Annotated in this window: 21 protein-coding genes; 14 read left to right on the top strand and 7 right to left on the bottom strand. The window is 73.3% G+C overall.

Going from position 1 to position 23,865, the window contains the following annotated elements; translation table 11 throughout:
• Positions 1 to 98 precede the first annotated feature (98 nt).
• Positions 99 to 986, bottom strand: a complete 888-nt coding sequence (locus ACGWYJ_RS22410; RefSeq protein WP_395108206.1) for a hypothetical protein — start codon at positions 984 to 986, stop codon at positions 99 to 101.
• A 136-nt stretch (positions 987 to 1,122) separates the two neighbouring features.
• Entirely contained in the window at positions 1,123 to 2,454 is a 1,332-nt protein-coding gene (locus tag ACGWYJ_RS22405) for a M20/M25/M40 family metallo-hydrolase (RefSeq protein WP_395108205.1), read from the bottom strand.
• Positions 2,455 to 2,732: 278 nt separating this feature from the next.
• On the opposite strand from ACGWYJ_RS22405, the gene ACGWYJ_RS22400 reads away from it, so the two are divergent.
• The 7 genes from ACGWYJ_RS22400 (at position 2,733) to ACGWYJ_RS22370 (ending at position 11,325) form a co-directional block, all read left to right on the top strand.
• Positions 2,733 to 4,310 (top strand): ABC transporter substrate-binding protein, encoded by a 1,578-nt coding sequence (locus ACGWYJ_RS22400; protein WP_395108204.1) that lies wholly within the window; start codon positions 2,733 to 2,735, stop codon positions 4,308 to 4,310.
• A gap of 6 nt (positions 4,311 to 4,316) precedes the next feature.
• Positions 4,317 to 5,243, top strand: coding sequence for an ABC transporter permease (locus ACGWYJ_RS22395; protein WP_395108203.1), 927 nt, complete (start codon positions 4,317 to 4,319; stop codon positions 5,241 to 5,243).
• Positions 5,240 to 6,163: an ABC transporter permease gene (locus tag ACGWYJ_RS22390; RefSeq protein WP_395108202.1), complete on the top strand. Its 924-nt coding sequence runs from the start codon at positions 5,240 to 5,242 to the stop codon at positions 6,161 to 6,163. The genes ACGWYJ_RS22395 and ACGWYJ_RS22390 overlap by 4 nt, the downstream gene beginning before the upstream one ends.
• Positions 6,164 to 6,165: 2 nt before the next feature.
• A complete protein-coding gene (locus tag ACGWYJ_RS22385) occupies positions 6,166 to 7,149 on the top strand; it encodes an ABC transporter ATP-binding protein (protein WP_395108201.1) in 984 nt (327 codons plus the stop codon).
• Positions 7,142 to 8,170: an ABC transporter ATP-binding protein gene (locus ACGWYJ_RS22380; RefSeq protein WP_395108200.1), complete on the top strand. Its 1,029-nt coding sequence runs from the start codon at positions 7,142 to 7,144 to the stop codon at positions 8,168 to 8,170. Before ACGWYJ_RS22385 ends, ACGWYJ_RS22380 begins: the two co-directional genes overlap by 8 nt.
• 4 nt (positions 8,171 to 8,174) lie before the next feature.
• Positions 8,175 to 9,038: a spermidine synthase gene (locus ACGWYJ_RS22375; RefSeq protein WP_395108199.1), complete on the top strand. Its 864-nt coding sequence runs from the start codon at positions 8,175 to 8,177 to the stop codon at positions 9,036 to 9,038.
• 286 nt (positions 9,039 to 9,324) lie between these two features.
• A complete protein-coding gene (locus tag ACGWYJ_RS22370) occupies positions 9,325 to 11,325 on the top strand; it encodes a SpoIIE family protein phosphatase (protein ID WP_395108198.1) in 2,001 nt (666 codons plus the stop codon).
• Positions 11,326 to 11,335: 10 nt separating this feature from the next.
• Here the strand turns inward: ACGWYJ_RS22370 and ACGWYJ_RS22365 are convergent, their stop codons facing one another.
• From ACGWYJ_RS22365 to ACGWYJ_RS22350, 4 genes are read right to left on the bottom strand one after another with little or no spacing between them, the layout of a single operon-like run.
• Positions 11,336 to 12,508 (bottom strand): hypothetical protein, encoded by a 1,173-nt coding sequence (locus ACGWYJ_RS22365; protein ID WP_395108197.1) that lies wholly within the window; start codon positions 12,506 to 12,508, stop codon positions 11,336 to 11,338.
• 54 nt (positions 12,509 to 12,562) lie between these two features.
• Positions 12,563 to 13,393 (bottom strand): DUF4253 domain-containing protein, encoded by an 831-nt coding sequence (locus tag ACGWYJ_RS22360; protein ID WP_395108196.1) that lies wholly within the window; start codon positions 13,391 to 13,393, stop codon positions 12,563 to 12,565.
• A gap of 55 nt (positions 13,394 to 13,448) precedes the next feature.
• Complete coding sequence (locus ACGWYJ_RS22355) at positions 13,449 to 15,872, bottom strand: ABC transporter permease (protein ID WP_395108195.1); 2,424 nt, start codon at positions 15,870 to 15,872, stop codon at positions 13,449 to 13,451.
• Positions 15,869 to 16,588 carry an ABC transporter ATP-binding protein gene (locus ACGWYJ_RS22350; RefSeq protein ID WP_395108194.1) on the bottom strand — a complete coding sequence of 240 codons (720 nt, stop codon included), beginning with the start codon at positions 16,586 to 16,588 and terminating at the stop codon, positions 15,869 to 15,871. Before ACGWYJ_RS22350 ends, ACGWYJ_RS22355 begins: the two co-directional genes overlap by 4 nt.
• A 110-nt stretch (positions 16,589 to 16,698) precedes the next feature.
• Here ACGWYJ_RS22350 and ACGWYJ_RS22345 point away from each other — a divergent pair, with 110 nt between their 5' ends.
• The 3 genes from ACGWYJ_RS22345 to ACGWYJ_RS22335 are packed head-to-tail and all read left to right on the top strand — an operon-like array spanning position 16,699 to position 19,465.
• Complete coding sequence (locus tag ACGWYJ_RS22345) at positions 16,699 to 17,925, top strand: sensor domain-containing protein (protein WP_395108193.1); 1,227 nt, start codon at positions 16,699 to 16,701, stop codon at positions 17,923 to 17,925.
• Positions 17,913 to 18,551 (top strand): LuxR C-terminal-related transcriptional regulator, encoded by a 639-nt coding sequence (locus ACGWYJ_RS22340; protein ID WP_395108192.1) that lies wholly within the window; start codon positions 17,913 to 17,915, stop codon positions 18,549 to 18,551. Before ACGWYJ_RS22345 ends, ACGWYJ_RS22340 begins: the two co-directional genes overlap by 13 nt.
• A 29-nt stretch (positions 18,552 to 18,580) precedes the next feature.
• Positions 18,581 to 19,465 carry an alpha/beta hydrolase gene (locus ACGWYJ_RS22335; RefSeq protein ID WP_395108191.1) on the top strand — a complete coding sequence of 295 codons (885 nt, stop codon included), beginning with the start codon at positions 18,581 to 18,583 and terminating at the stop codon, positions 19,463 to 19,465.
• Here the strand turns inward: ACGWYJ_RS22335 and ACGWYJ_RS22330 are convergent.
• On the bottom strand, positions 19,421 to 20,383 hold the full coding sequence (locus tag ACGWYJ_RS22330) for a LysR substrate-binding domain-containing protein (RefSeq protein ID WP_395108190.1): 963 nt from the start codon (positions 20,381 to 20,383) through the stop codon (positions 19,421 to 19,423). The two genes, ACGWYJ_RS22335 and ACGWYJ_RS22330, sit on opposite strands and share 45 nt — an antisense overlap.
• A 135-nt stretch (positions 20,384 to 20,518) precedes the next feature.
• On the opposite strand from ACGWYJ_RS22330, the gene ACGWYJ_RS22325 reads away from it, so the two are divergent.
• Genes ACGWYJ_RS22325 through kynU form a run of 4 tightly spaced genes read left to right on the top strand, consistent with a single transcriptional unit; the run spans position 20,519 to position 23,818 of the window.
• Positions 20,519 to 20,962, top strand: coding sequence for a RidA family protein (locus ACGWYJ_RS22325; RefSeq protein WP_395108189.1), 444 nt, complete (start codon positions 20,519 to 20,521; stop codon positions 20,960 to 20,962).
• Positions 20,959 to 21,531, top strand: a complete 573-nt coding sequence (locus ACGWYJ_RS22320) for a 3-hydroxyanthranilate 3,4-dioxygenase (protein WP_395108188.1) — start codon at positions 20,959 to 20,961, stop codon at positions 21,529 to 21,531. The genes ACGWYJ_RS22325 and ACGWYJ_RS22320 overlap by 4 nt, the downstream gene beginning before the upstream one ends.
• Positions 21,528 to 22,550: an amidohydrolase family protein gene (locus ACGWYJ_RS22315; RefSeq protein ID WP_395108187.1), complete on the top strand. Its 1,023-nt coding sequence runs from the start codon at positions 21,528 to 21,530 to the stop codon at positions 22,548 to 22,550. Before ACGWYJ_RS22320 ends, ACGWYJ_RS22315 begins: the two co-directional genes overlap by 4 nt.
• Positions 22,547 to 23,818 (top strand): kynureninase, encoded by a 1,272-nt coding sequence (gene kynU / locus ACGWYJ_RS22310; protein WP_395108186.1) that lies wholly within the window; start codon positions 22,547 to 22,549, stop codon positions 23,816 to 23,818. The genes ACGWYJ_RS22315 and kynU overlap by 4 nt, the downstream gene beginning before the upstream one ends.
• Positions 23,819 to 23,865 lie beyond the last annotated feature (47 nt).

The raw sequence follows: 23,865 nt of genomic DNA, 5'->3' as shown, positions 1-23,865 counted from the left end.
CGCCCGAACGGTACTTCATCAAGGTTTCCGGGTCGTCCCGCAGGGGTGACGCTGGGTCGGAATGTGAGTCAAATCGCAGGGCCGCGTCGCCGGACACCTCATGGACCATGATCGACCTTGCGCCGCGTCTCCCGGGCGGCCCGCGCGGCCTTGTCCCGCCGCTGCTCCGCCTTCTCCAGGCGCCGCTCCGCGCTCTCCTGCCGCGCGACGGCCCGGTCCAGGTCGCGGCGCACCTTGTCCAGCTCCCTGCGCAGACGGCCCACCTCCGCGTCGGCCGTCCGCAATTCCTCCCGGGCCTCGGCGTGCTCGGTCTCGCGTTCGGCCAGGTCGCGGGCGGCCTTCTCCGCCCTGCGGACGGCGGCCTGGCGGGCCCTCTCCCGTGCCTCCGCACGCCGGGAATCCTCCGCCCGCCGCGGCGGCGCCTCCTCGCGGGGTGCCTTTTCGCGCCTCGGTTTCTCGCGCTTCGTTTTCCCGGGTGCCGTCTTTTCCGGCTTCTCGCGTTCCGCCACGGGGAACCCGGCGGGGACGAACCCGGTGTGGCTGCGGGGATGGGTGAGCCGCCCCTGCCTGACCTCCTCCGCGATGTCCCCGTCCACCGTGGCCGCCTGCAAGGTGTCCTCGACCTCGCGCACCGCGGGATCGCGCAGCGGCCGGCCCGCCTCGCCCGCCAGGTCGCGCGCCTTCCGGACCAGCCTCGACACCAGCTCGCCGCGCCGCTGCTCCAGCCCGCCGATGCCGCCTCCCGACGCCCACGCCTCCCGCAGCCGGGCCCCCACGTCCAGCAGTTCGCCCAGGTCGTCCGCCGCGAAACGGGACAGCAGGTTCACCGCCCACGCGGGCAGCGTCGGCCGGCGCAGCGCCCCGATCCGCTTGGCGAGCGCGGCGTCGCCCTCCGACCTCGCCTCCTGGACGAGGCGTTTGCGCGTGCTCGTGAACTCGTCGGGAGGGACCCCGTAGAGTTCGCGCGCGGCGCTGGAGAAGTCCACGTCGGGTCTTTACCCCTGTGCGCGCCGTGGCAAGTCGGACGAGATGACGGACGCCGCCGCGGACAAGGTCCTCGACCGGCTCAAGGACCTGGGCGGGTAGGCGGGGGAGCCGCCACCACCGGTCGGCGGCCGCGCGTCAGCGGGTGTCCAGGAACCGGTCGAGGACGCGGGTGCCGAACCGCAGGCCCTCGACGGGGACCCGTTCGTCCACGCCGTGGAACATCCCGAAGTAGTCCAGCCCGGCGTCCAGCATCAGCGGCGCGAAGCCGTAGCTGGTGATGCCGATGCGGTGGAACGCCTTGGCGTCGGTGCCGCCGCCCATGACGTACGGGACGGGGTGCGCCGCCGGGTCCTCGGCACGCAGCGCGTCCGCGAGCGCCGTGAAGGTGGCGCCGCCCGGATCGGCCGACGGGGCCTCCTCGTAGTTGACGAACTCACGGGTGACCTTCGGGCCCAGCAGCCGGTCGACGGTGGCCAGGAACTCCTCGCCGGTGCCCGGCAGGTAGCGGCCGTCGACCTGGGCGTGCGCCACCCCCGGCACCACGTTGATCTTGTAGCCGGCGTCGAGCACGGTCGGGTTGGCCGAGTTGCGGATCGTGCTCTCGAACAGCCGCCCGGGGGTGCCCAGCCGCCGCGCCTCCTCGTCCAGGCGGTCGTGGTCGATGGTCGTGCCGAGGGCGCGGGCCAGCTCGTCCAGCAGGGCCCGGACGCCGGGGGTGATGCGCACCGGCCAGGTGTAGGAGGCCAGCCGCGACACCGCGTGCGCCAGCTCCGCGACCGCGTTCTCGGGCGCCGGCTTGGAGCCGTGCCCGGCCTTGCCGCGCGCGGTCAGCCGCATCCACATGGTGCCGCGCTCGCCGGTGGCGATCGGGTAGATCCGCCGCCCGCCGGGCGCCGCGACGCTGAACCCCCCGGACTCGCTGATCGCCTCGGTGCAGCCGGTGAACAGGTCGCGGTGCTCGCGCACCACGTACCGGGAGCCGAAGTCGCCGGTGCACTCCTCGTCCGCGAGGAACGCCAGGATCAGGTCGCCGCGGGTGCGCCTCCCCTCGCGCAGCCGCCGCCGGACGACCGCGAGGGTCATGGCGAGGGTGCCCTTCATGTCGACCGCGCCGCGTCCCCACACGCACCCGTCGGCGTCGGCGATCTCGCCGGAGAACGGGTGCGTGCTCCAGTCGGCGGGCTCGGCCGGGACCACGTCCAGGTGGCCGTGGATCAGGAACGCCGGATGGGACGGGTCGGTGCCGGCGATCCTGGCCAGCACGCTGGCCCGGCCCCGCGCCGACTCGACGACGACCGGCTCGGCGCCGGCCTCGTCCAGCAGCGCCGCGACATGCTCGGCGGCGGGCCGCTCCGGGTCCGCGTCGCCCTCGCCCCGGTTCACGGTCGCGAAACGGATCAGATCCGAGCAGAGCGCCGCGGCCTCGTCGCCCGCGTCCTTTTCCGTCACGCGCGGACTCGTCACCATCCCGCCTTCCCCGGCCGTTCCGCACCGGAATCACTGATCGTCTTCATGCCCATGAAAGGTCCTTCCGCGTCGGCGGACCGGGCGGGCGCGGTCCCAGGATTCATGATCATTACCACATCATCTCGATCCGATGAAGAATCGCCCGTCGCCTTACCTGGGAGAGGTGCGCGATACGACGCTTCCTGACACGTGCCGGGAGGCTCCCACCCGGCGCAGGCTCCCGACGATCCAGGGGGAAGACCATGGCCAACCGGAGGTGTGCGCGCCGGAGCGCCGCCATGCTCATCGCGGCGGCGCTGGCGACGACGGGCCTGTCGGCGTGCGGCGGCGACGGCGGGTCCGGCGACGGGACGTTCACGGCCGGGCACTCCGAGCCCGACCACCTGATCCCCGGCAACACCACGAGCAGCTACTCCTTCGACGTGCTCGACGAGCTGTTCGACACCTTGGTGGGGCTCACCAAGGACGGCGCGACCGTCAACCAGGCCGCCCAGTCCGTCACCACCGAGGACCAGCGGATCTGGACGATCAGGATCCGTTCCGGGCAGAAGTTCCACAACGGCGAGCCGGTCACCGCGGCCAGCTTCGCCGACGCCTGGAACCACGCCGCCTACGGGCCCAACGCCTACGAGGCCAACGACTACTTCTCGCAGATCGAAGGCTATGACGACCTGAATCCCGAGGACGAGAAGGCCAAGCCCGCGACCGACAGGATGTCCGGGCTGGAGGTGGTGAACGACACCACGCTGCGGGTCACGCTCACCGAGAAGTTCAACCAGTTCCCGCACCTGCTGACCTATCCGGCGTTCGCGCCGATGCCCAAGGCCGCCTTCGCCGACCTCAAGGCGTACGAGGAGGCGCCGATCGGCAACGGCCCGTACCAGGTCAGCGGCAAGTGGGAACGCAACAAGCAGATCAGGCTCGTGCCGTTCCCCGGCTACACCGGACCGCGCAAGCCCAGGAACAAGGGCATCACCTGGAAGAGCTACTCCAGCGCCGACACCGCCTACACCGACCTGCGGGCGGGCCGGATCGACGTGCTCCAGACGATCCCCGCGGCCAAGGTGCCCGAGGCCAAGCGGCTGTTCGGCGACCGGTTCCTGCCGCGCAAGACCGGGACGATGGACTACCTCGGCTTCCCGCTCTTCGACAAGCGGTACGCCAACGCCGACCTGCGCAAGGCCATCTCGATGGCGATCGACCGCAACGGGATCAACAAGGCCGTCTACAACGGCGACTACCTGGTGGCCGACTCGCTGATCCCCCAGATCATCAAGGGGCATCGCCCCGGCGCGTGCGGGCGGCCGTGCACCTACGACCCGGCGGAGGCCAAGCGGCTGTTCGACAGGGCGGGCGGGTTCTCCGGAACGATGGAACTGTACTTTTCGAACGCGCAGCCGACCTATTACCAGTGGATGCAGATCGTGGCGAACTCGCTGAAGCAGAACCTCGGCATCCGCGACATCCAGTTCCGGCAGATCCCCGCCTCCGACTATTTCTCGATGCTGTCGGCGCGCGAGGAGAAGGGCCCGTACCGGCAGAACTGGGAGGCCGACTACCCCAGCGCGCAGAACTATCTGCAGAACATGTGGGGCAGCGCGGGCAACAAGATGGGCTGGGAGACCTCCAAGGAGATCAAGGAGTTCGACGCGCTGATCTCCAAGGGCAACGCCGCCGCCAGCGAGGCCGAGGCGATCGCGTACTACAACCGGGCCGAGGACCTCGCCATCCGCGAGATGCCGCAGATCCCGCTGTGGACGTGGGCCGGTCAGGGCGGCCGCTCCGCGAAGGTCGACAACGTCACGATCACCCCGTACGCGACCGGCCTGCTCGCCCACGAAGTGACGGTGAAGTAGCCGCCGATGTGGCGTTACGTCCTCCGGCGGCTCCTGCAGGCGATCCCCGTCTTCTTCGGCACCACGCTGCTCATCTACGTGATGGTGTTCGCGCTGCCGGGCGATCCGATCCAGGCGCTCGCCGGGGACAAGCCGCTGCCCGAGTCCGTCCAGCGGACCCTGCGCGAGCGCTACAACCTGGACGACCCGCTGCTCGTCCAGTACGGCAAGTACATGGCCGGCCTGCTCCAGGGCGACCTGGGGGAGAACTACACCGGCCAGAAGGTGTCGGAGATGCTGAGCGGGCGGTGGGGGGTCACCGTCCGGCTCGCGCTCACCGCCTGGGTGTTCGAGCTGGTGGTGGGGATCGCGCTGGGCGTGTGGGCCGGGCTGCGGCGCGGCAGGCTGGCCGACACGCTGGTGCTGGGCGGCACCACCCTGATGATCGCCGTGCCGGTGTTCGTGCTCGGCTACACCGCGCAGATCCTGCTGGGCGTGCACTGGTCGATCTTCCCCACCGCGGGCACCGATGACGGCTGGCCGGTGAGCTACCTGCTGCCCGGCATGGTGCTGGGCTCGCTGGGCCTGTCGTACGTGGCGCGGCTGACCCGCACCAGCCTGGCCGAGAACCTGCGCGCCGACTACGTCCGCACCGCCAGGTCCAAGGGCCTCACCCGCGTCCGGGTGGTGGGGCGGCACACGCTGCGCAACTCGCTGATCCCCGTGGTGACCTACCTGGGCGTCGACTTCGGCGCGCTGATGGGCGGCGCGATCGTCACCGAGGGGATCTTCAACCTGCCCGGCATCGGCCAGCAGGTGTTCCAGTCGATCCAGCTCAAGGAGGGCCCGGTGGTGGTCGGCGCGGTCACCGTGCTGGTGCTGATCTTCCTGCTGGTCAACCTGATCGTGGACCTGCTGTACGGGGTCCTCGACCCGAGGATCCGGTACGAATGACGGTCAAGGGCGCCGACCAGGGAGAGCATGGGGCGGCGGTCGCGGAGGCCGGTGGCGCGGTCGGCGGCGGGCGGCCCGCGTCGCTGTGGCACGACGCGTGGCGCGACCTACGGCGCCGCTGGGTGTTCTGGTGGGCGGCGGCGGTGCTCGCGCTGGTCGGGACGATGGCGGCGGCGCCGGGCCTGTTCACCGACCTGGGCAGGAACGAGAACTGCGACCCGAACCAGGCCAGGCTCCCGCCGGGCGGCGGGCACCGGTTCGGCACCGACCTGGCCGGCTGCGACTACTTCGCGCACGTGGTGCACGGCGCCCGGCCGACCCTGTTCATCGGGGTCGCGGTCACGGCGTTCGCGCTGCTGATCGCGATGGTGTTCGGGATGCTGGCGGGCTACTACGGCGGGCTGCTGGACACCGTGGTCGCCCGGATCACCGACGTGTTCTTCGGATTGCCGTTCGTGCTCGGCGCCACGGTGATCCTGGTGGCCTTCCCCGGGCACGGCGTGGGCGCGATGACGCTGGTGCTGGTGCTGCTCGGCTGGACCACCATGATCCGGATCATGCGGGCCCAGGTGATCGCGGTGCGGGACGCCGACTACGTGCGGGCGGCCCGGCTGCTGGGCGCCTCCGACCTGCGGATCATGCTGCGGCACGTGCTGCCCAACGCGCTGGCGCCGGTGATCGTGGTGGCCACCCTGAACGTGGGCAACGTGATCTCCGGCGAGGCCACCCTGGACTTCCTGGGCGTCGGCCTCCAGTACCCGCAGGTGTCCTGGGGGCTCCAGCTCAACCTGGCGCAGTCCTACTTCGTCGAGCACCCGCACCTGCTGGTGTTCCCCGCGGCGTTCCTGTCGGCGACGGTGCTGAGCTTCCTGCTGCTCGGCGACGCCGTACGGGACGCCCTCGACCCGAAACTGCGATGACGATGGCCAAGCTTCTCGAGGTCGACGACCTGCATGTGCGGTTCCGCGTCCGGGACCAGGACGTGCGGGCCGTCAACGGGCTCTCCTACACCCTGGACGAGGGCGAGACGGTCGCGATCCTGGGCGAGTCCGGGTCGGGCAAGAGCGTCGCGGCGCAGGCCGTGATGGGCATCCTGGACATGCCGCCGGCCCGGATCACGAAGGGGTCGGTGCGGCTGCGCGGCGAGGAGCTGCTCGGCCTGCCGGAGCGCCGCCGCCGCGCCTACCGCGGCGACCGGATCTCGATGATCTTCCAGGACGCGCTGACCGCGCTGAACCCCGTGTTCACCGTGGGCGACCAGATCTGCGAGATGTTCCAGGTGCATCGCGGGATGCGCCGCAAGGAGGCCAAGGCCAGGGCGGTCGAGCTGATGGAGCGGGTGCGGATCCCCTCGGCCCGCGACCGCCTCGGCGACCACCCGCACCACTTCTCGGGCGGCATGCGCCAGCGGATCATGATCGCGATGGCGCTGGCCCTGGAGCCCGACGTGCTGATCGCCGACGAGCCCACCACCGCGCTGGACGTGACCGTCCAGGCGCAGATCATGCGGCTGCTGGCCGACCTTCAGGACGACCTGCGCATGGGCCTGGTTCTCATCACCCACGACCTGGGCGTGGTCGCCGGCGTCGCCGACCGCATCGTGGTGATGTACGCGGGGTCGGTGGCCGAGCAGGCACCGGCCCGCGACCTGTACGCACGCCCCGCCCACCCGTACACCAAGGGCCTGCTGGCCTCGGTGCCCCGCCTCGACCGCAGCGGCGGCAGGCTCGTGCCCATCCGGGGCGTCCCGCCGAACCCGGCCGCGCTGCCGTCCGGATGCCCGTTCCGGCCTCGGTGCCCGCGCGCCGAGCAGGTCTGCGCCGAGGAGCGTCCACCGCTGGCCGAGGTGGCGCCCGGCCACGCCGCCGCCTGCCACTTCGCCGACGAGGTCCACGCCCATGGCTGAGCCGATCCTCGAGGTCGAGGACCTGGTCAAGCACTACCCGGTCACCCAGGGGCTGCTGTTCAAGCGCGAGCTGGGCCGGGTGAAGGCGGTGGACGGGGTGAACCTGCACCTGAACCGCGGCGAGACCCTGGGCGTGGTGGGCGAGTCCGGCTGCGGCAAGTCGACCCTGGCCCGGCTGCTGCTGGCGGCCGAGCGTCCCACGTCCGGAACGGTCCGCTTCGAGGGCCGCGACATCTTCGCTCTGCCGCGCCGGGAGCTGCGGGCGCTGCGCCGCCGCATCCAGATGGTCCTGCAGGACCCGTACTCCTCGCTCAACCCCCGCATGACCGTGGGCGACATCGTGGGGGAGCCGTTCGCTATCCACCCCGAGGTCGCCCCCAAGGGGCAGCGGCGCGCCCGCGTCCAGGAACTTCTGGAGCTGGTCGGCCTGGACCCCGACCATGTGAACCGCTACCCGCACCAGTTCTCCGGCGGGCAGCGCCAGCGGGTCGGCATCGCGAGGGCCCTCGCGTTGCGCCCGGACGTGGTGGTGTGCGACGAGCCCGTGTCGGCGCTGGACGTGTCGGTGCAGGCGCAGGTCATGAACCTGCTGGAGGAGCTCCAGGACGAGCTGGGCCTGGCGTACGTGTTCATCGCGCACGACCTGGCCGCCGTCCGGCACGTCTCCGACCGGGTCGCGGTGATGTACCTGGGCAAGATCGTCGAGACGGGCGGCGAGACCCGGATCTACGAGCATCCCACCCACCCCTACACCCAGGCCCTGCTGTCGGCCGTGCCCGTGCCGGATCCGGAACGCGCCGGACTGGACGAGCAGATCGTCCTGGAGGGCGAGCCGCCGTCCCCGCTGGACCCGCCCTCCGGCTGCCGGTTCCGCACCCGCTGCTGGAAGGCCCGGGACGTCTGCGCGGCCGAGGAGCCCGCCCTTGAGGCGCGCGAGGGCTCGTCCCATCCCAGCGCGTGCCACTTCGCCGCGGAGCGAGCCCCCGGCCCCGTGCCGGGTCCTCGGCGCCCCGTACAGTGAGGAGATGGCACGGAAGGCGCGGGGGGCGCGCGTTCATTCGGATGTGCACGCCGTCGACGGCGGCGAGGCCGAACTGCTGCGCGACGCCGACCGTGAAGGCGGATGGGTGCTGTGCGTCGGCGGTGTCCCGCAGTCGTACGTGGACCTGTCCGACCCCACGTACCTCGACTTCGAGTACATGCAGATGATGGGCGCGGTCGTCGATGTCCGCGAGCCCGCGGGCGTCGCGCTGGACGCCGTCCACATCGGCGGTGGCGGGCTCACCCTGCCCCGCTACATCGCCGCCACCCGTCCGGGCTCGCGGCAGGTCGTGTTCGAGCCGGACCGCGAGCTGGTGCGCCTGGTACGGGAACGGCTGCCGGTGCGGAACGTGCCGGGCCTGCGGATCAGGACCACCGACGGCCGGTCGGGGATGGCCGCGCTGGCCGACGAGGCCGACGACCTTGTGGTGATGGACGCGTTCGTGGAGGGGTCCATGCCGGTGGAGCTGGCCACCCACGAGTCCACGCTGGAGGTGCGCCGGGTGCTGCGTCCCGGCGGGGTCTACCTGATGAACGTCGCCGACGGGTTCCGGCTCGGCTACACGCGCCGGGTGGTGGCGACGGTGCGGTCGGTGTTCCGGCACGTGCTGCTGCTCGGCGAGCCGGGCGTGCTGCGCGGGCGCCGGTTCGGCAACCTGGTCGTCGCCGCGTCGGGCGAGCCGCTGCCGGTGGACGAGCTGACCCGGCGCGGAGCGGCCGCCGCGTTCCCCGTCCGCGTGATGGCGGGCGACGTGCTCGGCGGGTTCTGCGGGGGCGCCGCGCCGCTGCGCGACGGCGAGGACGTGCAGGCCCCCGAACCGCCGCCGCAGGTCTTCGGCCGCTCCTGACGCGCCGCCGCCCATGCCGCCCCTTTACCGCGGGAAAATATGCCGCGAAACGACACGCCGGAACGTTCGGCGCAATTCCGCCGGCGCATTGCCGTGGTGATCGGGGACCCGCTCGCCGCGAGCCGCGCGTCCCCCTTTTGAAGTGCGCCGGGTCGCGCAACGTGAATGGGAAGGCGCATGGGGTCACCGAGGTCCCGCGGGCACCGGGTGTTGCGGCATGTCGCGGGAGTGTACGGCGTTCGCGCATCTCCCTGCGCAGGCGCAACCAATGTCCCATAATTGAACGATGCAGTCGTCCACCCGAATTCTTATTCTCGGCATGGATGCCTCGGGGGCGATCGTCCAGTTCGACCGCAATGCCGCGGCGGTGCTGGGCACCGGCCCGGAGGACCTGCTGGGGGCCCGGCTGGGCGAGCTGATCGCCGGCGCCCAGGAACCCCTGGACGAGGCGCTGCGGTCCGAGCGGGAGCGCACCGCCATGCTCACCGTCGAGACCCGGCAGGGCGGCACCTACGACGCCGTCGTCACCGTCCACCCGATGAGCGGGAGCACGCCCGGCCTCGCCGCGCTCGCCGTCATCCGCGTCCCGGTGCCGCTGGGGGACCGGTTCCTGGACCCCGCGGTGATCCGCCGCGCCCTCCTGGAGGACTCGCTGCCCCGCCTGGGCGCCACGCTCGACCTGGAGCTGCTGGCCCGCGGCCTCATGAGCGTGCTCGTCCCGCACTTCTGCAACTCCGGCGGTTTGCTGCTGATGGAGAGCCTGGTGGAGGCCGACGAGCCGCCGCCGGCCGCGCCCGGCGGCACGCCCCCGATGCGGCGCATGGCGATCGCCTTCGACGACGGCGACCCGATGTGGGACGCGACCTTCCCCACCGGCGAGGTGGTCGCCTATCCCCCGGGCACCCCGTACACGCGGTGCCTGGAGACCGGCGCGCCGGTGCTGGTCAACCTGGGCGGCGAGGGCGCGGTGCGGATCGCCGACGTCTGGCGCCGCCCTCCGGTGGCGGACCTGCTCAAGGGCGCCTCCATGCTGATCCTGCCGATCTTCACCGACGGGACGCTGCTCGGCTTCTTCGTCTGCACCCGCAACGTCGGGCACCGCCCGTTCGACGCGTACGACATCGAGATCGGGATGGAGTACGCCAGCCGCGCGGCGATCTTCATCGAGAGCGCCCGCAGGTACGGCAGGGAGCGGGCCACCGCGCTCACCCTCCAGCGCGCGATGCTGCCGACGGGGCTGTCCGCGCCGTCCTCGGTCGAGGTGCACCACCGCTACCTGCCGGGCAGCCGGATGATCGAGGTGGGCGGCGACTGGTACGAGTCGATCGCGCTGCCCGGCGGCCGGGTCGCGCTGGTCGTCGGGGACGTGGCGGGGCACGGCGTGCGCGCGGCGGTGACCATGGGACGGCTGCGCACCGCCATCCACACGCTGGCCGCCCTCGACCTGCCGCCCGCCGAGGCGCTGGAACGGCTCGACTCGCTGATGCGGACGCTGGGCGAGCGCGAGCCGCACTTCGCCACCTGCGCGTACGTCCTGTACGACGCGGTGACCGGGCGGTGCGAGGTCGCCAGCGCCGGGCACCTGCCGCCGCTGCTGGCCCCGCCCGGCGCCGACGCGGCGTTCCTGGACGTGCCGCCCGCCCCGCCGCTGGGCATCGGGGAGGGCCCGGTCGTCACCCGCGAGTTCACCGTCGAGGACGGCACCCTGCTGTTCCTCTACACCGACGGCCTGGTGGAGAACCGGGCCCGCGACATCGACGACGGCCTGGCCCGGCTGCGCCGCACGTTCGCCCGCGGCGCCGCGTCCCGTCCCCTGGAGGAGCTGTGCCAGGCCACCCTGGACGGGGTGTTCGACGACCAGCACCGCGACGACATCGCCATGCTCGTGGCCCGGCTGCGCCGCATCCCGCAGGGCCACCACGTCGCCTGGGACCTGCCCGCCGACCCGGCCGCGGTGCGCCGGGCGCGCGGCCTGGTCCGTTCCCAGCTCGCCGGGTGGGGCCTGGAGGAGCTGTCGCCGTCCACCGAGCTGCTGGCCTCCGAGCTGGTCACCAACGCGATCCGGCACGCGGGCGGGCGGGTCACGCTGCGGCTGGTGCGCGAGGGCGGGCTCGTGTGCGAGGTGTTCGACTCCTCCGACGGCCGTCCCCGGGTCCGCCACAAGGAGAACGGCGAGATGGAGGAGGCGGGCCGCGGCCTGCACGTGGTGGGACGGCTGTCGCAGCGCTGGGGCGTCCGCCGCACGGCGCACGGCAAGGCGGTGTGGGCCGAGCAGGAGCTGCCCTAGCCGGCGCCCGTCAGCGCAGCACCGAGATGTGCACGTGGTCGTAGTGGTTCTGGGTGAGGCTGCCGCGGTCGGCCATGGGCCGCCAGCCGCCGCCCCGCACGTTCCAGATGTGCTGCTTCCAGATCACGTAGGAGACGCCGAGGCGGCGCGCGTTGCTGATGGCGTACTGCGCGACCTGGTCGCCGTGCCGCATCGCGCTCGCGCTGGGCATGCGCCCGCCGACGCTCTCCATGAAGTCGCACGCCTTGCCGTGGGCGTGGTCCTGGGCGTCGGCGCCCGAGCGGAAGCAGCCGATGGTGGGGAACGGCCCGAACCTGGCGTCGATCTCCATCACCAGGTCGCGCATCGTGCGCGTCATCATGTTGCCGGTGATGACCGACCGGACCCCCTGGACGCCGTCCGGCCGGGCCGCCACCTGGGCCTGCCGGGGCGCGCCGGGCCTGGAGGGCGTGCGGTCGGCCGTGTTGAGCGGCGCGAACCTGGTGCCGCGCGGCAGGATCTTCCGCAGTCTCTCGGTCAGGGCCTGGGTGTCGGTCTTGGGCGCGCTGACCACGATCGCGTTGCCCTGCGGCATCCCGAGCGCGCGTGCCTGCTCGCGGGAGACGACCGCGTCGACGTCGCCGATGCCCATCGCCGCGTAGGCGCCGACCCGGACCCGTCCCGGACGGTCGCCGCGCCCGGCCTGGACGACGCCGCCGAGCGGCAGGGACCCGTTCTGGCCCGCGGTGAACGACACGGCCAGGCCGCCGGTGGCGATCGTCTGCCAGAGCTGGTCCGACCGGGCCGTCTGCTCGGGCGCGAACGCGCGGAAGGTGGAGGGGTCCACGCCCAGCACGCCCAGGCGCTGTCCGCCGACCTGCGCGCGGGCCGCGTCCACGACGGTGATCCCGGCGACGCCCTTGAGCCGCCGCGCCCGTTCCACCGCGTCGGCCGGGAGCGGTCCGTCGGCGGCGACGAGCAGGTGCGGCGTGTAGCGCTTGGTGAGGGGCGCCACGGGCGGCACCCGGGGGAGCGCGCCCCCTTCGACCGAGACCAGCCCGCCGTCGCCGGACGGCCGGTCCGGGCGCCAGGAGACCAGGAGGGCGATGTCGGCGGCCAGCGTGGCGGCGAGGGCCGCCGCGATGATCGCCGGTAGCGTCCTGCCCGACCCGCCCCTGCGCACCCGCCCTCCCGTCGCCGCCACGTGTTACCGCATAGTAGACAAACGGGACCCGGTCTCACCAGCGGGTCCCACCGGCTAGTCCCACCAGAAGGACCACCAGGTCTTGCCGCGGATCTCCTCGGCGTAGCCGGCCAGCGTGCCGGGGCCCTGGAACAGGATGTCGGGGCAGAACGCCCAGTGCTCGGCGGCGACGTGCAGGGCGTGCCGGGTCGTCATCGGGGGAGCGGCCACGCTCAGTTCGAGGGTGTTGAAGCCCAGGCCGACGACCCGCGCGGCGAAGCGGTCCTCCCAGCTGCGCACGACGGCCGACAGCGGAGCGGTCCACTCGTTGTGGTTGAGCGCGCCCTGCCAGCCCATCGCGGTCAGCGCGTCGGCGCCCCGGTCCACCGCCGCCAGCCCCAGCGACAGCCCCCGCCGGGCCAGGACGCGCGCGTGCCGGTCGGCCAGGGCGTCCGGGTCGTCCAGCGGGCGGCCGGGGTCGGCGGGCCCCGGGCAGTGCAGCCCGAACGGGGCGAGGTCCTCGATGTCGGCCTCGGGCGCCTGCTCGGCCCAGTCCGCCCACACCTCGTGCATGAACGCGCCGGGCGCGTAGTTCGCGATGTCCGAGACCGGCTCGGGCGCCACCTGCCCGGCCGCCCACGGCTGGTCCGACTCGTCCAGCAGCAGGGGCCACAGGCCGGACGTGCCGTGCTCGGCCCGGAGCCTCGCCCACAGCTCGCCGTCGACGGGCTCGTCGCTGACCCAGAACGCGGGCCGCCGCACGAACTGGTGCTGCGGGTAGCCGGGGTCCGGCCACACCACGTCCCCCGCGGGCAGCGCGACCGGCAGCGTCCGCTCGACGCTCGCGTCGGCGAACAGCTGCGGCAGGTTCCCCGGCAGGTCAAGCCGGAGTTCTAGGTCGTCCATCTCACGCCGTTCCGCTGCACGTCGTGCCAACACCGATCTTGGCACTCCGCAGATGTTAACGGCGCGCGCCCCGCGCGGGGGACCGCACGCCGGGTTCGGCCGTCCGGTGCCGCAGCGCCGCGCGGGCGGGAAGCACGGTCGCGGCCAGCCCGGGCCCCGCGACCAGCGCCAGGATCAGCACGAGCGGCACCGGCGGCGCGGACGGCAGCGGCAGGCCGACCGTGCCCGCGAACATCGCCAGCGCGACGCCGGCGACCAGCACGCCGGTCGCCACCCCGGTGCCCAGCACGATCGCGGCCTCCAGCCGCAGCGACCGCAGCACCTGCCGCCGGGTCGCGCCGGTCAGCCGCAGCAGCTCGAACTCGCGGCGGCGCGACGCCGTGGCCAGCGCCTGCGTGGTGACCAGCCCGATGACGGCGAAACCCGAGATCGCGGCGGCGACGGCGCGGGTGACGAAACCCTCCGCCCGCAGTGCCCGCGACCGCTCGGCCCGTGCCCGCTCGGCCGGGATCGTCCTCGTCCCGGTGTAGCGTGCGGCCACGCGCTCCACTCCGGCGCCGCCCGCGACCAGCACCTGGTCGTCCAGCGGGGAGGTGGCGTGCGCGGCCACCAGGTCGCGGTGCAGCAGCACGTCGCCGACGCCCACGCCGCGCTCGTAGATCGCCGCCACCCGCGGGCGGATCGGGGTGCCGTCGGCCAGCCACATCGGCCGGACCGCCCCCACCTTGACGCCGCTCGCCACGTTCCGGCTCAGCGCGACGGTGTCACCGCGCAGGTCGCCCAGCCGCCCGGCGACGACCTCCGGGTCGAAGGTGCGCTCCAGACCTTCAGGGCTCACGCCGCGGGCCGGGACGGACCTCAGGTCCTCCTCGCCCAGCTCCCGGACGATCATCACCACGGTCGTGTCCTTCACGGCGGTCGCCGCCGTCACGCCCGGGACCGCCCGGACGGTGCGGGCGGTCTCGGCGGGCACGCCCGCGCCATCCGAGACGATCACCTGCCGGGCGAGCATCGCGTCCTCGGCCTGCACCTCCGCCGCGCGCACCATCGTCGTGTGGACGAACACCTGCACGCCCGCGAACGCGACCGCCAGCGCCGCCGGGGTGAGGACCGCGCCCGCCCGCAGCGCCGCCGCGCCCGCCCCGTGCACGGCCAGCTCGCCGGAGACCGGGTCCACCCGCCGTGCCGCACCGCCCAGCACCCGCACACCGGTACGCGTGATCACCGGGGCCAGCAGCGCCGTCGCGGCCATCTGGGAGATCACCAGGCCGCCGATCGCCAGTGCCGCCTCGGGGCCCGACGCCGCCGCCGACAGGCCCAGCGAGCCCAGCCCCAGCACGAGGAACACCAGGCCGGTGACGGTCCGCCGGCGGGGTGTGCGCCGCCGTTCCGCCGCCGCCTCACCGAGCGCCTGGACGGGATGGATCCGCGTCAGCCGCATCGAGGCGACCCGTGCCGACACCACCGCGATGGCGATCACGATCCCGCACGCGGCCAGCGCGGGCAGCGGGCTCAGCCCCAGCCCGAACCCGTCCGGGAGCACCCCGTTGCGCCGCATCGCCGCGTGCGCGGTCGCGCCCAGCGGAAGCGACAGGACGCCGCCGAGCAGGCCGGCCGCCACGGCGGTCCGCGCGTTCTCCCGGATGATGCCGCGCCGCACCTGGCGGGGAGTGGCGCCGATCGCGCGCAGCAGCGCGTACTCGTGGCCGCGCTCGCGGATCGACAGCGCGATCAGCCCGCCGACGACGATCAGCGCGACCATCACCGACACCACGCCGAGCGAGGAGGCCATGTCGCCGATGTCCGGCCGCGCCGCGGCCACGGCCGGGTTCTCGGCGTCCCCGCGGGCGTCGCCGGTCGCCACGTGCAGTCCTGGCGCCGCGGCGCGCAGCCTCGCCACGTCCGGGTCGCCGAAGACCACGAGCGCGTCCGCCTGGGACGGGTGACCGCTCAGCGTCGCGGCGGTCCCCGGGGCGACGTAGAGGCCCGCCGCCACGATCCCCGACACCACGAACGGCCGCGGGGCTCCGTTCACCTGAAGCGTCGTCCGCTGTCCCGGCCTGAGGCCGGCCGCCGCGTCGACCGCGACCTCACCGGGCGCCCGGGGCGCGCGGCCCGCGCGCAGCACGGCCAGGCGGCTCCAGCCGTTCCCGGTGTAGGTCTTCCCGTCCGCGAGGGCGGCCGGGAACGACACGTCCGCGACCACGTCCCGGACGCCCGGCACCCGCCGCAGGCGCCCGGCCGCCGCGACGGGCACGCGGGGCCGCTCGGTCACCGGACGCCGCCGCAGCTCCGGCTCCGAGCCCGGCGACCGTACCTTCGCCGACACCGTGCGCGGGCCCGTCACCACGGCCGCCGCGTCGGCGTACCGCGTGACCGGGGCGTGCGCCCGCAGCGCCGACTCCAGCAGCACCCCGCACGAGCCGATGAGCGCGGCGGCGAACGCCAGCGCCGCGAAGATCCCGTACCGCGCGTTCACAGGACCTCCCAGCGGCGCCGCACGGCCTCCACCGACGGGCGCGCGAGCTCGTCCACGATCCGCCCGGCGTCGAGGAACAGCACCGAGTCGGCCCACGCCGCCGCCACCGGGTCGTGCGTGACCAGGACGATGGTTCGGCCGAGCGCGTCCACCGCCTCGCGCAGCAGCGCCAGCACCTCCCGCGCGGTACGGGGGTCGAGCGCCCCGGTCGGCTCGTCGGCGAACACCACGTCGGGCTCGGTGATCAGCGCGCGGGCGATCGCCGCGCGCTGCTGCTGGCCGCCCGACAGCTCCGAGGGACGGTGCGCGACCCGGTCCGCCAGCCCGACGCGCCGCACCAGCTCGGCCAGGAGCGCGGGATCGGCCTCGCGGCCCGCCAGGCGCAGCGGCAGCGTGACGTTCTGCTCCACCGTCATCGACGGGATCAGGTTGAACGCCTGGAAGACGAAGCCGATCCGGTCGCGGCGCAGCCGTGTCCGCCTGGTCTCGCTGAGGGAGTTCAGGTTCACCTCGCCGATGCGGACCGACCCCGAGGTCGGCCTGTCCAGACCGGACGCGCAGTGAAGGAAGGTGCTCTTGCCCGATCCCGAGGGGCCCATCACCGCGGTGAGCCGCCCGCGCGGGAACTCCCAGCTGACATCGTTGAGAGCGGTGACGTGCCCGTAGGTCTTGGAGACCCGCTCCAGGCGTACCGCCGTGCCCGTGGCCGTGTTCATGAGCCGAACGTAGGTTCCGGTGCCGCGCGGCCACATCAGTGCGCACTACCGGATCAATGGTGTAGCGCGCTACACCGACAACCGCTCGAACCGTCGATTACCGTTCTCGCGTGAGGACCCCGTTGAGGCGCGCAGGCGCCGCCACACTCGCCCTTGTCGGAGGGCTGCGCACCGGGTTGCCGGCGCTGGCGGGGTTGATCGCGCTTCCGTTGGTCGTGGGCCTGTCCCTGCTGGTCGTCGCCCTGCCCTTGCTGCCCGACCTGATGCGTCCCGTACGGGCGCTGACACGCGTCGAACGGCGCCGCGCCGGACGGCTGCTCGGCCGCGAGATCCCCGAGCCGGGCGAACCACCGGACGGTCCCGCGCTGCGGCAGGCGGCGCGTCTGCTGCGTTCGGCCTCCACCTGGCGCGACCTGGCGTGGATGGCGCTGCACGGGCTCACAGGACCTGTCATGGCCATCGTGGCGGTCGGCCTGTGGCCGTCCCTGATCGCCTCGCTGACCCTGCCGCTGTGGTGGTGGGCCCCGGAGACCTCGCAGTCGGCGTTCATCGCCATCGACAGTTGGCCCAAGGCGCTGACGATGCCGTTCCTCCAGGCCGCGATGTACGCGGCCATCCTGTTCTGGGGCCTGCCGTGGATCGTGCGGGGACAGGCGCTGCTCGCCGAGTACCTGCTGCGTCCCACCCGTGGCGTCACGCTCGCCCGCCGCGTCGAACGGCTCACCGAGACCCGCGCCGAGGCCCTGGAGGCGCACGGCGCCGAGCTGCGCCGCATCGAACGCGACCTGCACGACGGCACCCAGGCGCAGCTCGTGGCGGCCGTCCTGCGCCTCGGCCTGGCCGACCGCCGCTTCGACACCGATCCCGGCGCCGCCCGCGCCCTGTTCCTTGAGGCCCGGGAGGGCGTGGAGGAGGCCCTCGCCCAGCTCCGCACCGTCATCCGCGGCATCTACCCGCCGATCCTGTCCGACCGCGGCCTGCCGGGCGCCATCCGCGCCCTGGCCGCCGGGCAGCACATCCCGATCGGCCTGGACCTGGGCGACCCCGGGCGCGCGCCCGCCGCCGTGGAGGCCGCCGCCTACTTCACCGTCGCCGAAGCGCTCACCAACATCGCCAAGCACAGCGGCGCGGGCCGAGCGGAGGTCCATCTGTCGCGCACCGGCGGCTCCCTGCGGGTCCTCGTGCGGGACGACGGCAAGGGCGGCGCCGACGCGGCCAAGGGCAGCGGGCTGGCGGGGATCCGCCGCCGGGTGGCGGCGCTCGACGGGACCGTCCGCATCGACAGCCCCGCCGGCCGGGGCACGACCCTTGAGGTGGAGCTGCCGTGCGCGTCGTGATCGCCGAGGACAACGCGCTCCTGCGGGAGGGCCTGGTGCTGCTGCTGACCAGCGGGGGTCACGAGGTCGCCGCCGTCGCCTCCAGCGGTCCCGACGTGCTGCCCGCCCTGCTGGAGCACCGGCCCGACGCCGCCGTCCTGGACGTGCGGCTCCCGCCCGGCTTCCGGGACGAGGGGCTGCGCGCCGCCATCGCCGCCCGCAGGGAACTGCCGGACCTGCCCGTCCTGGTCCTGTCCCAGTACGTCGAGGAGACCTACGCCGCCGAACTGCTCGCGGGCGGCGCCGCGGGTGTCGGCTACCTGCTCAAGGACCGCGTCGGCCGGGTCGAGGAGTTCCTGGAGGCCCTCGACCGCGTGGCCGCCGGAGGCACCGCCCTGGACCCCGAGGTCGTCTCCCAGCTCATCGCGTCCCGCGACGACCCTCTCAGCGCGCTCACGCCGCGCGAGCGCGAGGTGCTGGGGCTCATGGCCCAGGGCCTGGACAACGCGACCATCGCCACCACGCTCTTCATCACCGAGCGTTCCGTCAGCAAGCACATCGGGGCCATCTTCACCAAGCTCGGCCTGCCCCACACCGACTCGGGACACCGCCGCGTCCTGGCCGTCCTGGCGTATCTCAACTCGTGAGCCGCTCGGGGCCGTGGGAGCATGCGGGCATGGACGATCTGGTGGATCCGGAGGACTGGCCCGGCCGCGATCGCAGCGACGCCGAACTGGACGCCGCCTACAACGTGCGCGCCAAGGCGGGGGAGGAACGGTTCGGGCGCCTGATGGCCCGCTACCGGGAGATGTCGGACGCGGCCGTGGACGGGCTGCCCGGTCACCCCGGCGTGGTCTACGACGAGGCGAGCGGGGAGCGCCTCGACGTGTGGGGCGTCGCGGAAGGGGACCCGCGGCCCGCCTTCATGTTCCTGCACGGCGGGTACTGGAAGGCGCTGTCGCGCGCGGACTCGGCGTTCATGGCGCGGATGCTGCACGAGCAGGGCGTGGCCACGGTCGTCCCCGACTACACGCTCGCCCCGGAGGCGACGCTGGAGGAGATCGTCCGGCAGACCCGGGCGGCGGTCACGTGGGTGTACCGGCACGGGCGCGAGCACGGGATCGACCCCCGCCGCCTCGTGGTCGGCGGCAGCTCGGCCGGCGGGCACCTGACCGCGATGACCATGGTGGGCGGCTGGCAGCGCGAGCTGGGCCTGCCGGAGGACGTGGTGAAGGCGGCGATGCCGTTCAGCGGCCTGTTCGACATCCGCCCGCTGGTGCGCGTCTACGTCAACGAGTGGCTGGGCCTGGACGTGCGGCGCGCGGCGGCGCTGAGCCCGGAACTGCTCCCCGCCGAGCGGCGGTGCAGGGCGGTCGTCGCGGTCGCCGAGCACGACGGGTCCGGGTTCCTGGAGCAGTCCCGCCGCTTCGCCCGGCACTGGGGACCGGCCGCGGAGCCGATGGTCGTCGAGGGCCGCGACCACTTCGACGTCGTCCTGGACCTGGCCGACCCCGCGTCACGGGTGAGCCGCGCCCTGCTCGGCCTCGTCCGGGAGCTGTGACAGCAGCGCCGCCTGCTCGCGCAGGTGGTCCAGCATCAGCCGGGCGGACGGCGTGAGGGACCTCCCGGCGGGCAGCGTCACCCCGACCTGGCGGCGGACGGGCTCCAGCGGCACCGGCAGCGGCGCGATCCCGTCGTCGGTGCGGACCACCAGGTCGGGCAGCGCCGCGATCATGTCGGTGTCCCTCACCAGCGTGCGGACGGTCAGGATCGAGGTGCACTCGACCAGGTTCGCGGGCAGCCGCAGGCCCTGGTCACGGAAGACCTGTTCCAGCTCCTGGCGGAGCGCGGTCCGCTCCAGCGGCAGCACCCACGGGTAGCCGGTCAGGTCGCGCAGGCTCAGGCCGGGCTGCGAGCGGGCCGGATGGCCGTGCCGGGCGACGAGCCGCACCGGCTCGCCGTAGAGGGTGATCTGGCGCAGCCCGCGCAGGTCGTCGATCGGGTTGAGACGGCCCAGGATCAGGTCGATCTCGCCGTCCAGCAGCCGCGGCACCTGCGCGTCGAAGGTGGCCTCGTGGACGATCACGGTAAGGCCGGGCCTGGCCGCCTTGAGCGCGGCGATGGCCCGCGGCAGCAGGACGTTGGAACCGGCCAGCAGCGTTCCGATGGTCACCGTCCCGACCTGGGCGTCGGCCAGCCCGGAGATCCGCTCCCCGGCCCGGCGCAGCTCCGCCAGGACGGCTCGCGCGTGCTCGATGAACGCCTCGCCGAACAGCGTCGGCGTCATCCCGCGCGGGCCGCGGGTGAACAGCGGGACGTCCAGGATCCGCTCCAGCTCGCGCAGGGCGCGGGTGGCGGCGGGCTGGGCCACGTGCAGGTGCTCGGCGGCGCGCAGCACGCTTCCGTGGTCGGCGATGGCCACCACCAGGACCAGGTGCCGCAGCTTCAGCCGCCCGTCGAGAAGGTCGAGGGACCGCATGCCCGCATGGTATGCCCGAATCGTATAGCTCTCGTCCCGAAGGGTATTGGAAAGGCATAGCGGCCTGCTGGATCATCACGGGTAGGCGTGGAGACGAGCGGCGGGAGATGAGCGGCGAGACATGAACGGCGGGACATGAGCGACGACGCGATCCTGGTCGAGGGGAAGGCCCCGCCGCGCGGGCGGTTCCCGCACGTGAAGCGGGCCGGCGACCTCCTGTTCGTGTCCGGCACCAGCTCGCGCCGCCCGGACGGGACGTTCGCGGGCGCGAGCGCCGACCCGATGGGCGTGACCGACCTGGACATCCGCGAGCAGACCCGCGCGGTGATCGAGAACGTCCGCGACCTGCTGCGCGCCGCCGGCGGTGACCTGTCCGACCTGGTCAACGTCACCGCCTACCTGGTCAGCATGAACGACTTCGGCGGGTACAACGAGGTGTACGGCGAGTACTTCGACGAGACCGGCCCGGCCCGCACGACCGTCGCCGTGCACCAGCTCCCGCACCCGCACCTGCTGATCGAGATGGCGTGCGTGGCGTACCTCCCCGAACGAACCCAGGCCGAGAAGGGAACCCGATGAGCCTGCCGAAGCTGACCCACGGCCACGCGTTCAACTTCCAGCGGTGGATCGACGAGCACCGCGACCTGCTCAAGCCGCCGGTCGGCAACGTCCAGGTGTTCAAGGACGCCGGGATGATCGTCATGGTGGTCGGCGGGCCGAACCAGCGCACCGACTTCCACGACGACCCGATCGAGGAGTTCTTCTACCAGCTCAAGGGCAACATGGTGCTGCGCGTCATGGAGGAGGAGGGCAGGCCCCCCGTGGACGTGCAGATCAACGAGGGCGACGTGTTCCTGCTGCCCCCGCACGTCCGGCACTCGCCGCAGCGCCCCGAGGCGGGCAGCATCGGCCTGGTCGTCGAGGTGGCGCGGCCCGAGGGGATGCTGGAGGGCTTCGAGTGGTACTGCCTGAACTGCCATCACCTCGTGCACCGCGCCGAGTTGCAGGTCCGGTCGATCGTGGACGACCTGCCCCCGGTGTTCCAGGGCTTCTACGAGGGGGACCGCACGTGCGGTAACTGCGGTGCCGTCCACCCCGGCAAGCAGTGGCCCGAGGAGGCCCGGCCCCAGACTCGCGCCCGCTCATGACAGTGGTGGACGTGCACGCGCACGTCTTCCCACGCATCTCCCGGGACGAGGCGCGCGTTCTGGCGGGCGCGGGCGAGCCGTGGCTGCGCACGCATGGCGACGGCACCGGCATGATGATGAGCGGCGAGGAGACGTACCGTCCCGTGCGTGCGGAGCTGTGGGACGCGGCGGCGCGGGTCGCCGCGATGGACCGCCTGGGCGTGGACGTGCAGGCGGTCTCGTCCACCCCGCTGATGTTCGGGTACGGGACGGACGCCGGCCGCGCCGCCGAATGGTGCGAGCTGGTCAACCAGCGGATCCTGGAGTACTGCGCCCAGGCTCCCGGCCGGTTGATGCCGCTGTGCCAGGTCCCCTTGCAGGACACCGCCTTGGCGTGCGCGATGGTCACCAAGGCCGCCGCGGCGGGGCATCGCGGTGTCCACATCGGCAACCACGTCGGCGCGCGCTACCTGGACGACCCGGGCATCGTCGGCTTCCTCGCGCACTGCGCGGCCGAGGGCATGCCGGTGCTCGTCCACCCGTGGGACATGCTGGGCGACGACCGCATGGCGGGCCGCTACATGCTGCCGTGGCTGGTGGGCATGGCGGCGGAGACGCAGCTGTCGATCCTGACGCTGATCCTGTCCGGCGCGTTCGAGCGGCTGCCCGCCTCGCTGCGGCTGTGCTTCTGCCACGGCGGCGGCAGCTTCGCCTACCTGCTGGGGCGGGCCGACAACGCCTGGTACAACCGCGACATCGTCCGCTGCGACTCCCCGCGCCCGCCCTCGGCGTACACCGACCGCTTCTACGTGGACTCGGCGGTCTTCGATCCCCGCGCCGTACGGCTGCTGGTGGAGGTCATGGGCAGGGACCGGGTGATGCTCGGCACCGACTTCCCGTTCCCGCTGGGCGAGCTTGAGCCGGGCGCGGCCGTCCGGGCGTGCGAGGACCTGGACGAGGAAGCGTGCGCGGCGATTCTGGGCGGCAACGCCGAGCGCTTCTTCTCCGTGGACAGGGCGGGGGAAGGGGACGAGAGTTGAACGACGCGCAGGAGGCGGTCCGTCTCGACGCGACCGATCCGCTGCCCACGCTGCGGGACGCCTTCCACATCCCGCCCGCGCCCGGCGGCACGTACGCGGAGGCCGCCTACTTCGCGGGGAACTCCCTCGGACTCCAGCCGAAGAGCGCCGCCCGCTGGGTCACCGAGGAGCTGGAGGACTGGTCGCGGCTCGCCGTCGCGGCGCACACGAAGGGCCGCCGCCCCTGGGTGGACTACCACGAACTGGCACGCGAACCGTACGCACGGCTCGTGGGGGCGCTTCCGCACGAAGTCGTGGCGATGAACTCGCTGACGGTGAACCTGCACCTGATGATGGCCACCTTCTACAGGCCGTCCGGTGACCGCACCCGGATCGTGATCGAGGACTCCGCGTTCCCGTCCGACTCCTACGCGGTGCGGAGCCAGGCCGTCCACCACGGCCTCGACCCGCGGCGCACCGTGGTGCGGCTCAGGCCGCGCGAGGGCGAGGAGCACCTGCGCACCGAGGACGTCATCGACTACCTGGAACGCGAGGGATGGCACGTCGCGCTGCTGCTGCTCGGCGGGGTCAACTACCTGACGGGCCAGCTGATGGACATGCCCGCCATCACCAAGGCGGGCCGCGCCGCCGGGGCCGTGGTCGGCTGGGACCTCGCGCACGCCGCCGGGAACGTCCCGCTGCGCCTGCACGACTGGGACGTGGACTTCGCCGCCTGGTGCTCGTACAAGTACCTCAACAGCGGGCCCGGCGCGGTCGCGGGCTGCTTCGTCCACGAACGGCACGGACGGGACGCCGCCCTGCCGAGGCTGTCGGGCTGGTGGGGGACCGATCCGGCGACCCGGTTCGAGATGCGGCCGGAGATCTCCCCGCCTGCCTCGGCCGACGCCTGGCAGGTGTCCAACCCGCCCATCCTGGCGCTCGCCCCCGTCCTGGCGTCCCTGGAGATCTTCGACCGGGTGGGGATGGACGCGCTGCGCGCCAAGAGCGAGCGTCTCACCGGCTACCTGGCGGCGCGGCTGGAGGGTGTTCGCGGGCTGGAGCTGCTGACGCCCGCCGACCCGGCCATGCGCGGCTGCCAGCTGTCGATCCGCGTGCCGGACGCCGCCGGGGTCGTGGAACGGCTCGCCGCGACCGCCGGGGTGATCGCCGACGCCCGCGAGCCCGATGTCGTCCGGCTGGCACCGGCGCCGCTGTACTGCACCTTCGAGGATTGCCACCGCGCCGGAGCGGCTCTGAGGGCTACGCTCGACGTGCAGCCGCACGGCTGATCCGGAGCCGCCGTACGCCCTCGGCGGCCGGGATCGGCTCCGGAGGC

The sequence above is a fragment of the Actinomadura sp. SCN-SB genome (assembly GCF_043906805.1).
Classification (GTDB): Bacteria; Actinomycetota; Actinomycetes; order Streptosporangiales; family Streptosporangiaceae; genus Spirillospora.
This window is presented reverse-complemented; position numbering and strand designations above follow the sequence as displayed.

Bases quoted from the DNA above. Each gene is read 5' to 3' on its own strand.
- ACGWYJ_RS22315 (WP_395108187.1), top strand. From the start codon at position 21,528: ATGACAGTGGTGGACGTGCACGCGCACGTCTTCCCACGCATCTCCCGG.
- ACGWYJ_RS22380 (WP_395108200.1), top strand. From the start codon at position 7,142: ATGGCTGAGCCGATCCTCGAGGTCGAGGACCTGGTCAAGCACTACCCG.
- ACGWYJ_RS22350 (WP_395108194.1), bottom strand. From the start codon at position 16,588: ATGAACACGGCCACGGGCACGGCGGTACGCCTGGAGCGGGTCTCCAAG.
- ACGWYJ_RS22375 (WP_395108199.1), top strand. From the start codon at position 8,175: ATGGCACGGAAGGCGCGGGGGGCGCGCGTTCATTCGGATGTGCACGCC.
- ACGWYJ_RS22320 (WP_395108188.1), top strand. From the start codon at position 20,959: ATGAGCCTGCCGAAGCTGACCCACGGCCACGCGTTCAACTTCCAGCGG.
- ACGWYJ_RS22390 (WP_395108202.1), top strand. From the start codon at position 5,240: ATGACGGTCAAGGGCGCCGACCAGGGAGAGCATGGGGCGGCGGTCGCG.
- ACGWYJ_RS22330 (WP_395108190.1), bottom strand. From the start codon at position 20,383: ATGCGGTCCCTCGACCTTCTCGACGGGCGGCTGAAGCTGCGGCACCTG.
- ACGWYJ_RS22405 (WP_395108205.1), bottom strand. From the start codon at position 2,454: ATGGTGACGAGTCCGCGCGTGACGGAAAAGGACGCGGGCGACGAGGCC.
- ACGWYJ_RS22325 (WP_395108189.1), top strand. From the start codon at position 20,519: ATGAGCGACGACGCGATCCTGGTCGAGGGGAAGGCCCCGCCGCGCGGG.
- ACGWYJ_RS22395 (WP_395108203.1), top strand. From the start codon at position 4,317: ATGTGGCGTTACGTCCTCCGGCGGCTCCTGCAGGCGATCCCCGTCTTC.
- ACGWYJ_RS22385 (WP_395108201.1), top strand. From the start codon at position 6,166: ATGGCCAAGCTTCTCGAGGTCGACGACCTGCATGTGCGGTTCCGCGTC.
- ACGWYJ_RS22335 (WP_395108191.1), top strand. From the start codon at position 18,581: ATGGACGATCTGGTGGATCCGGAGGACTGGCCCGGCCGCGATCGCAGC.
- ACGWYJ_RS22360 (WP_395108196.1), bottom strand. From the start codon at position 13,393: ATGGACGACCTAGAACTCCGGCTTGACCTGCCGGGGAACCTGCCGCAG.
- ACGWYJ_RS22400 (WP_395108204.1), top strand. From the start codon at position 2,733: ATGCTCATCGCGGCGGCGCTGGCGACGACGGGCCTGTCGGCGTGCGGC.
- ACGWYJ_RS22370 (WP_395108198.1), top strand. From the start codon at position 9,325: ATGCAGTCGTCCACCCGAATTCTTATTCTCGGCATGGATGCCTCGGGG.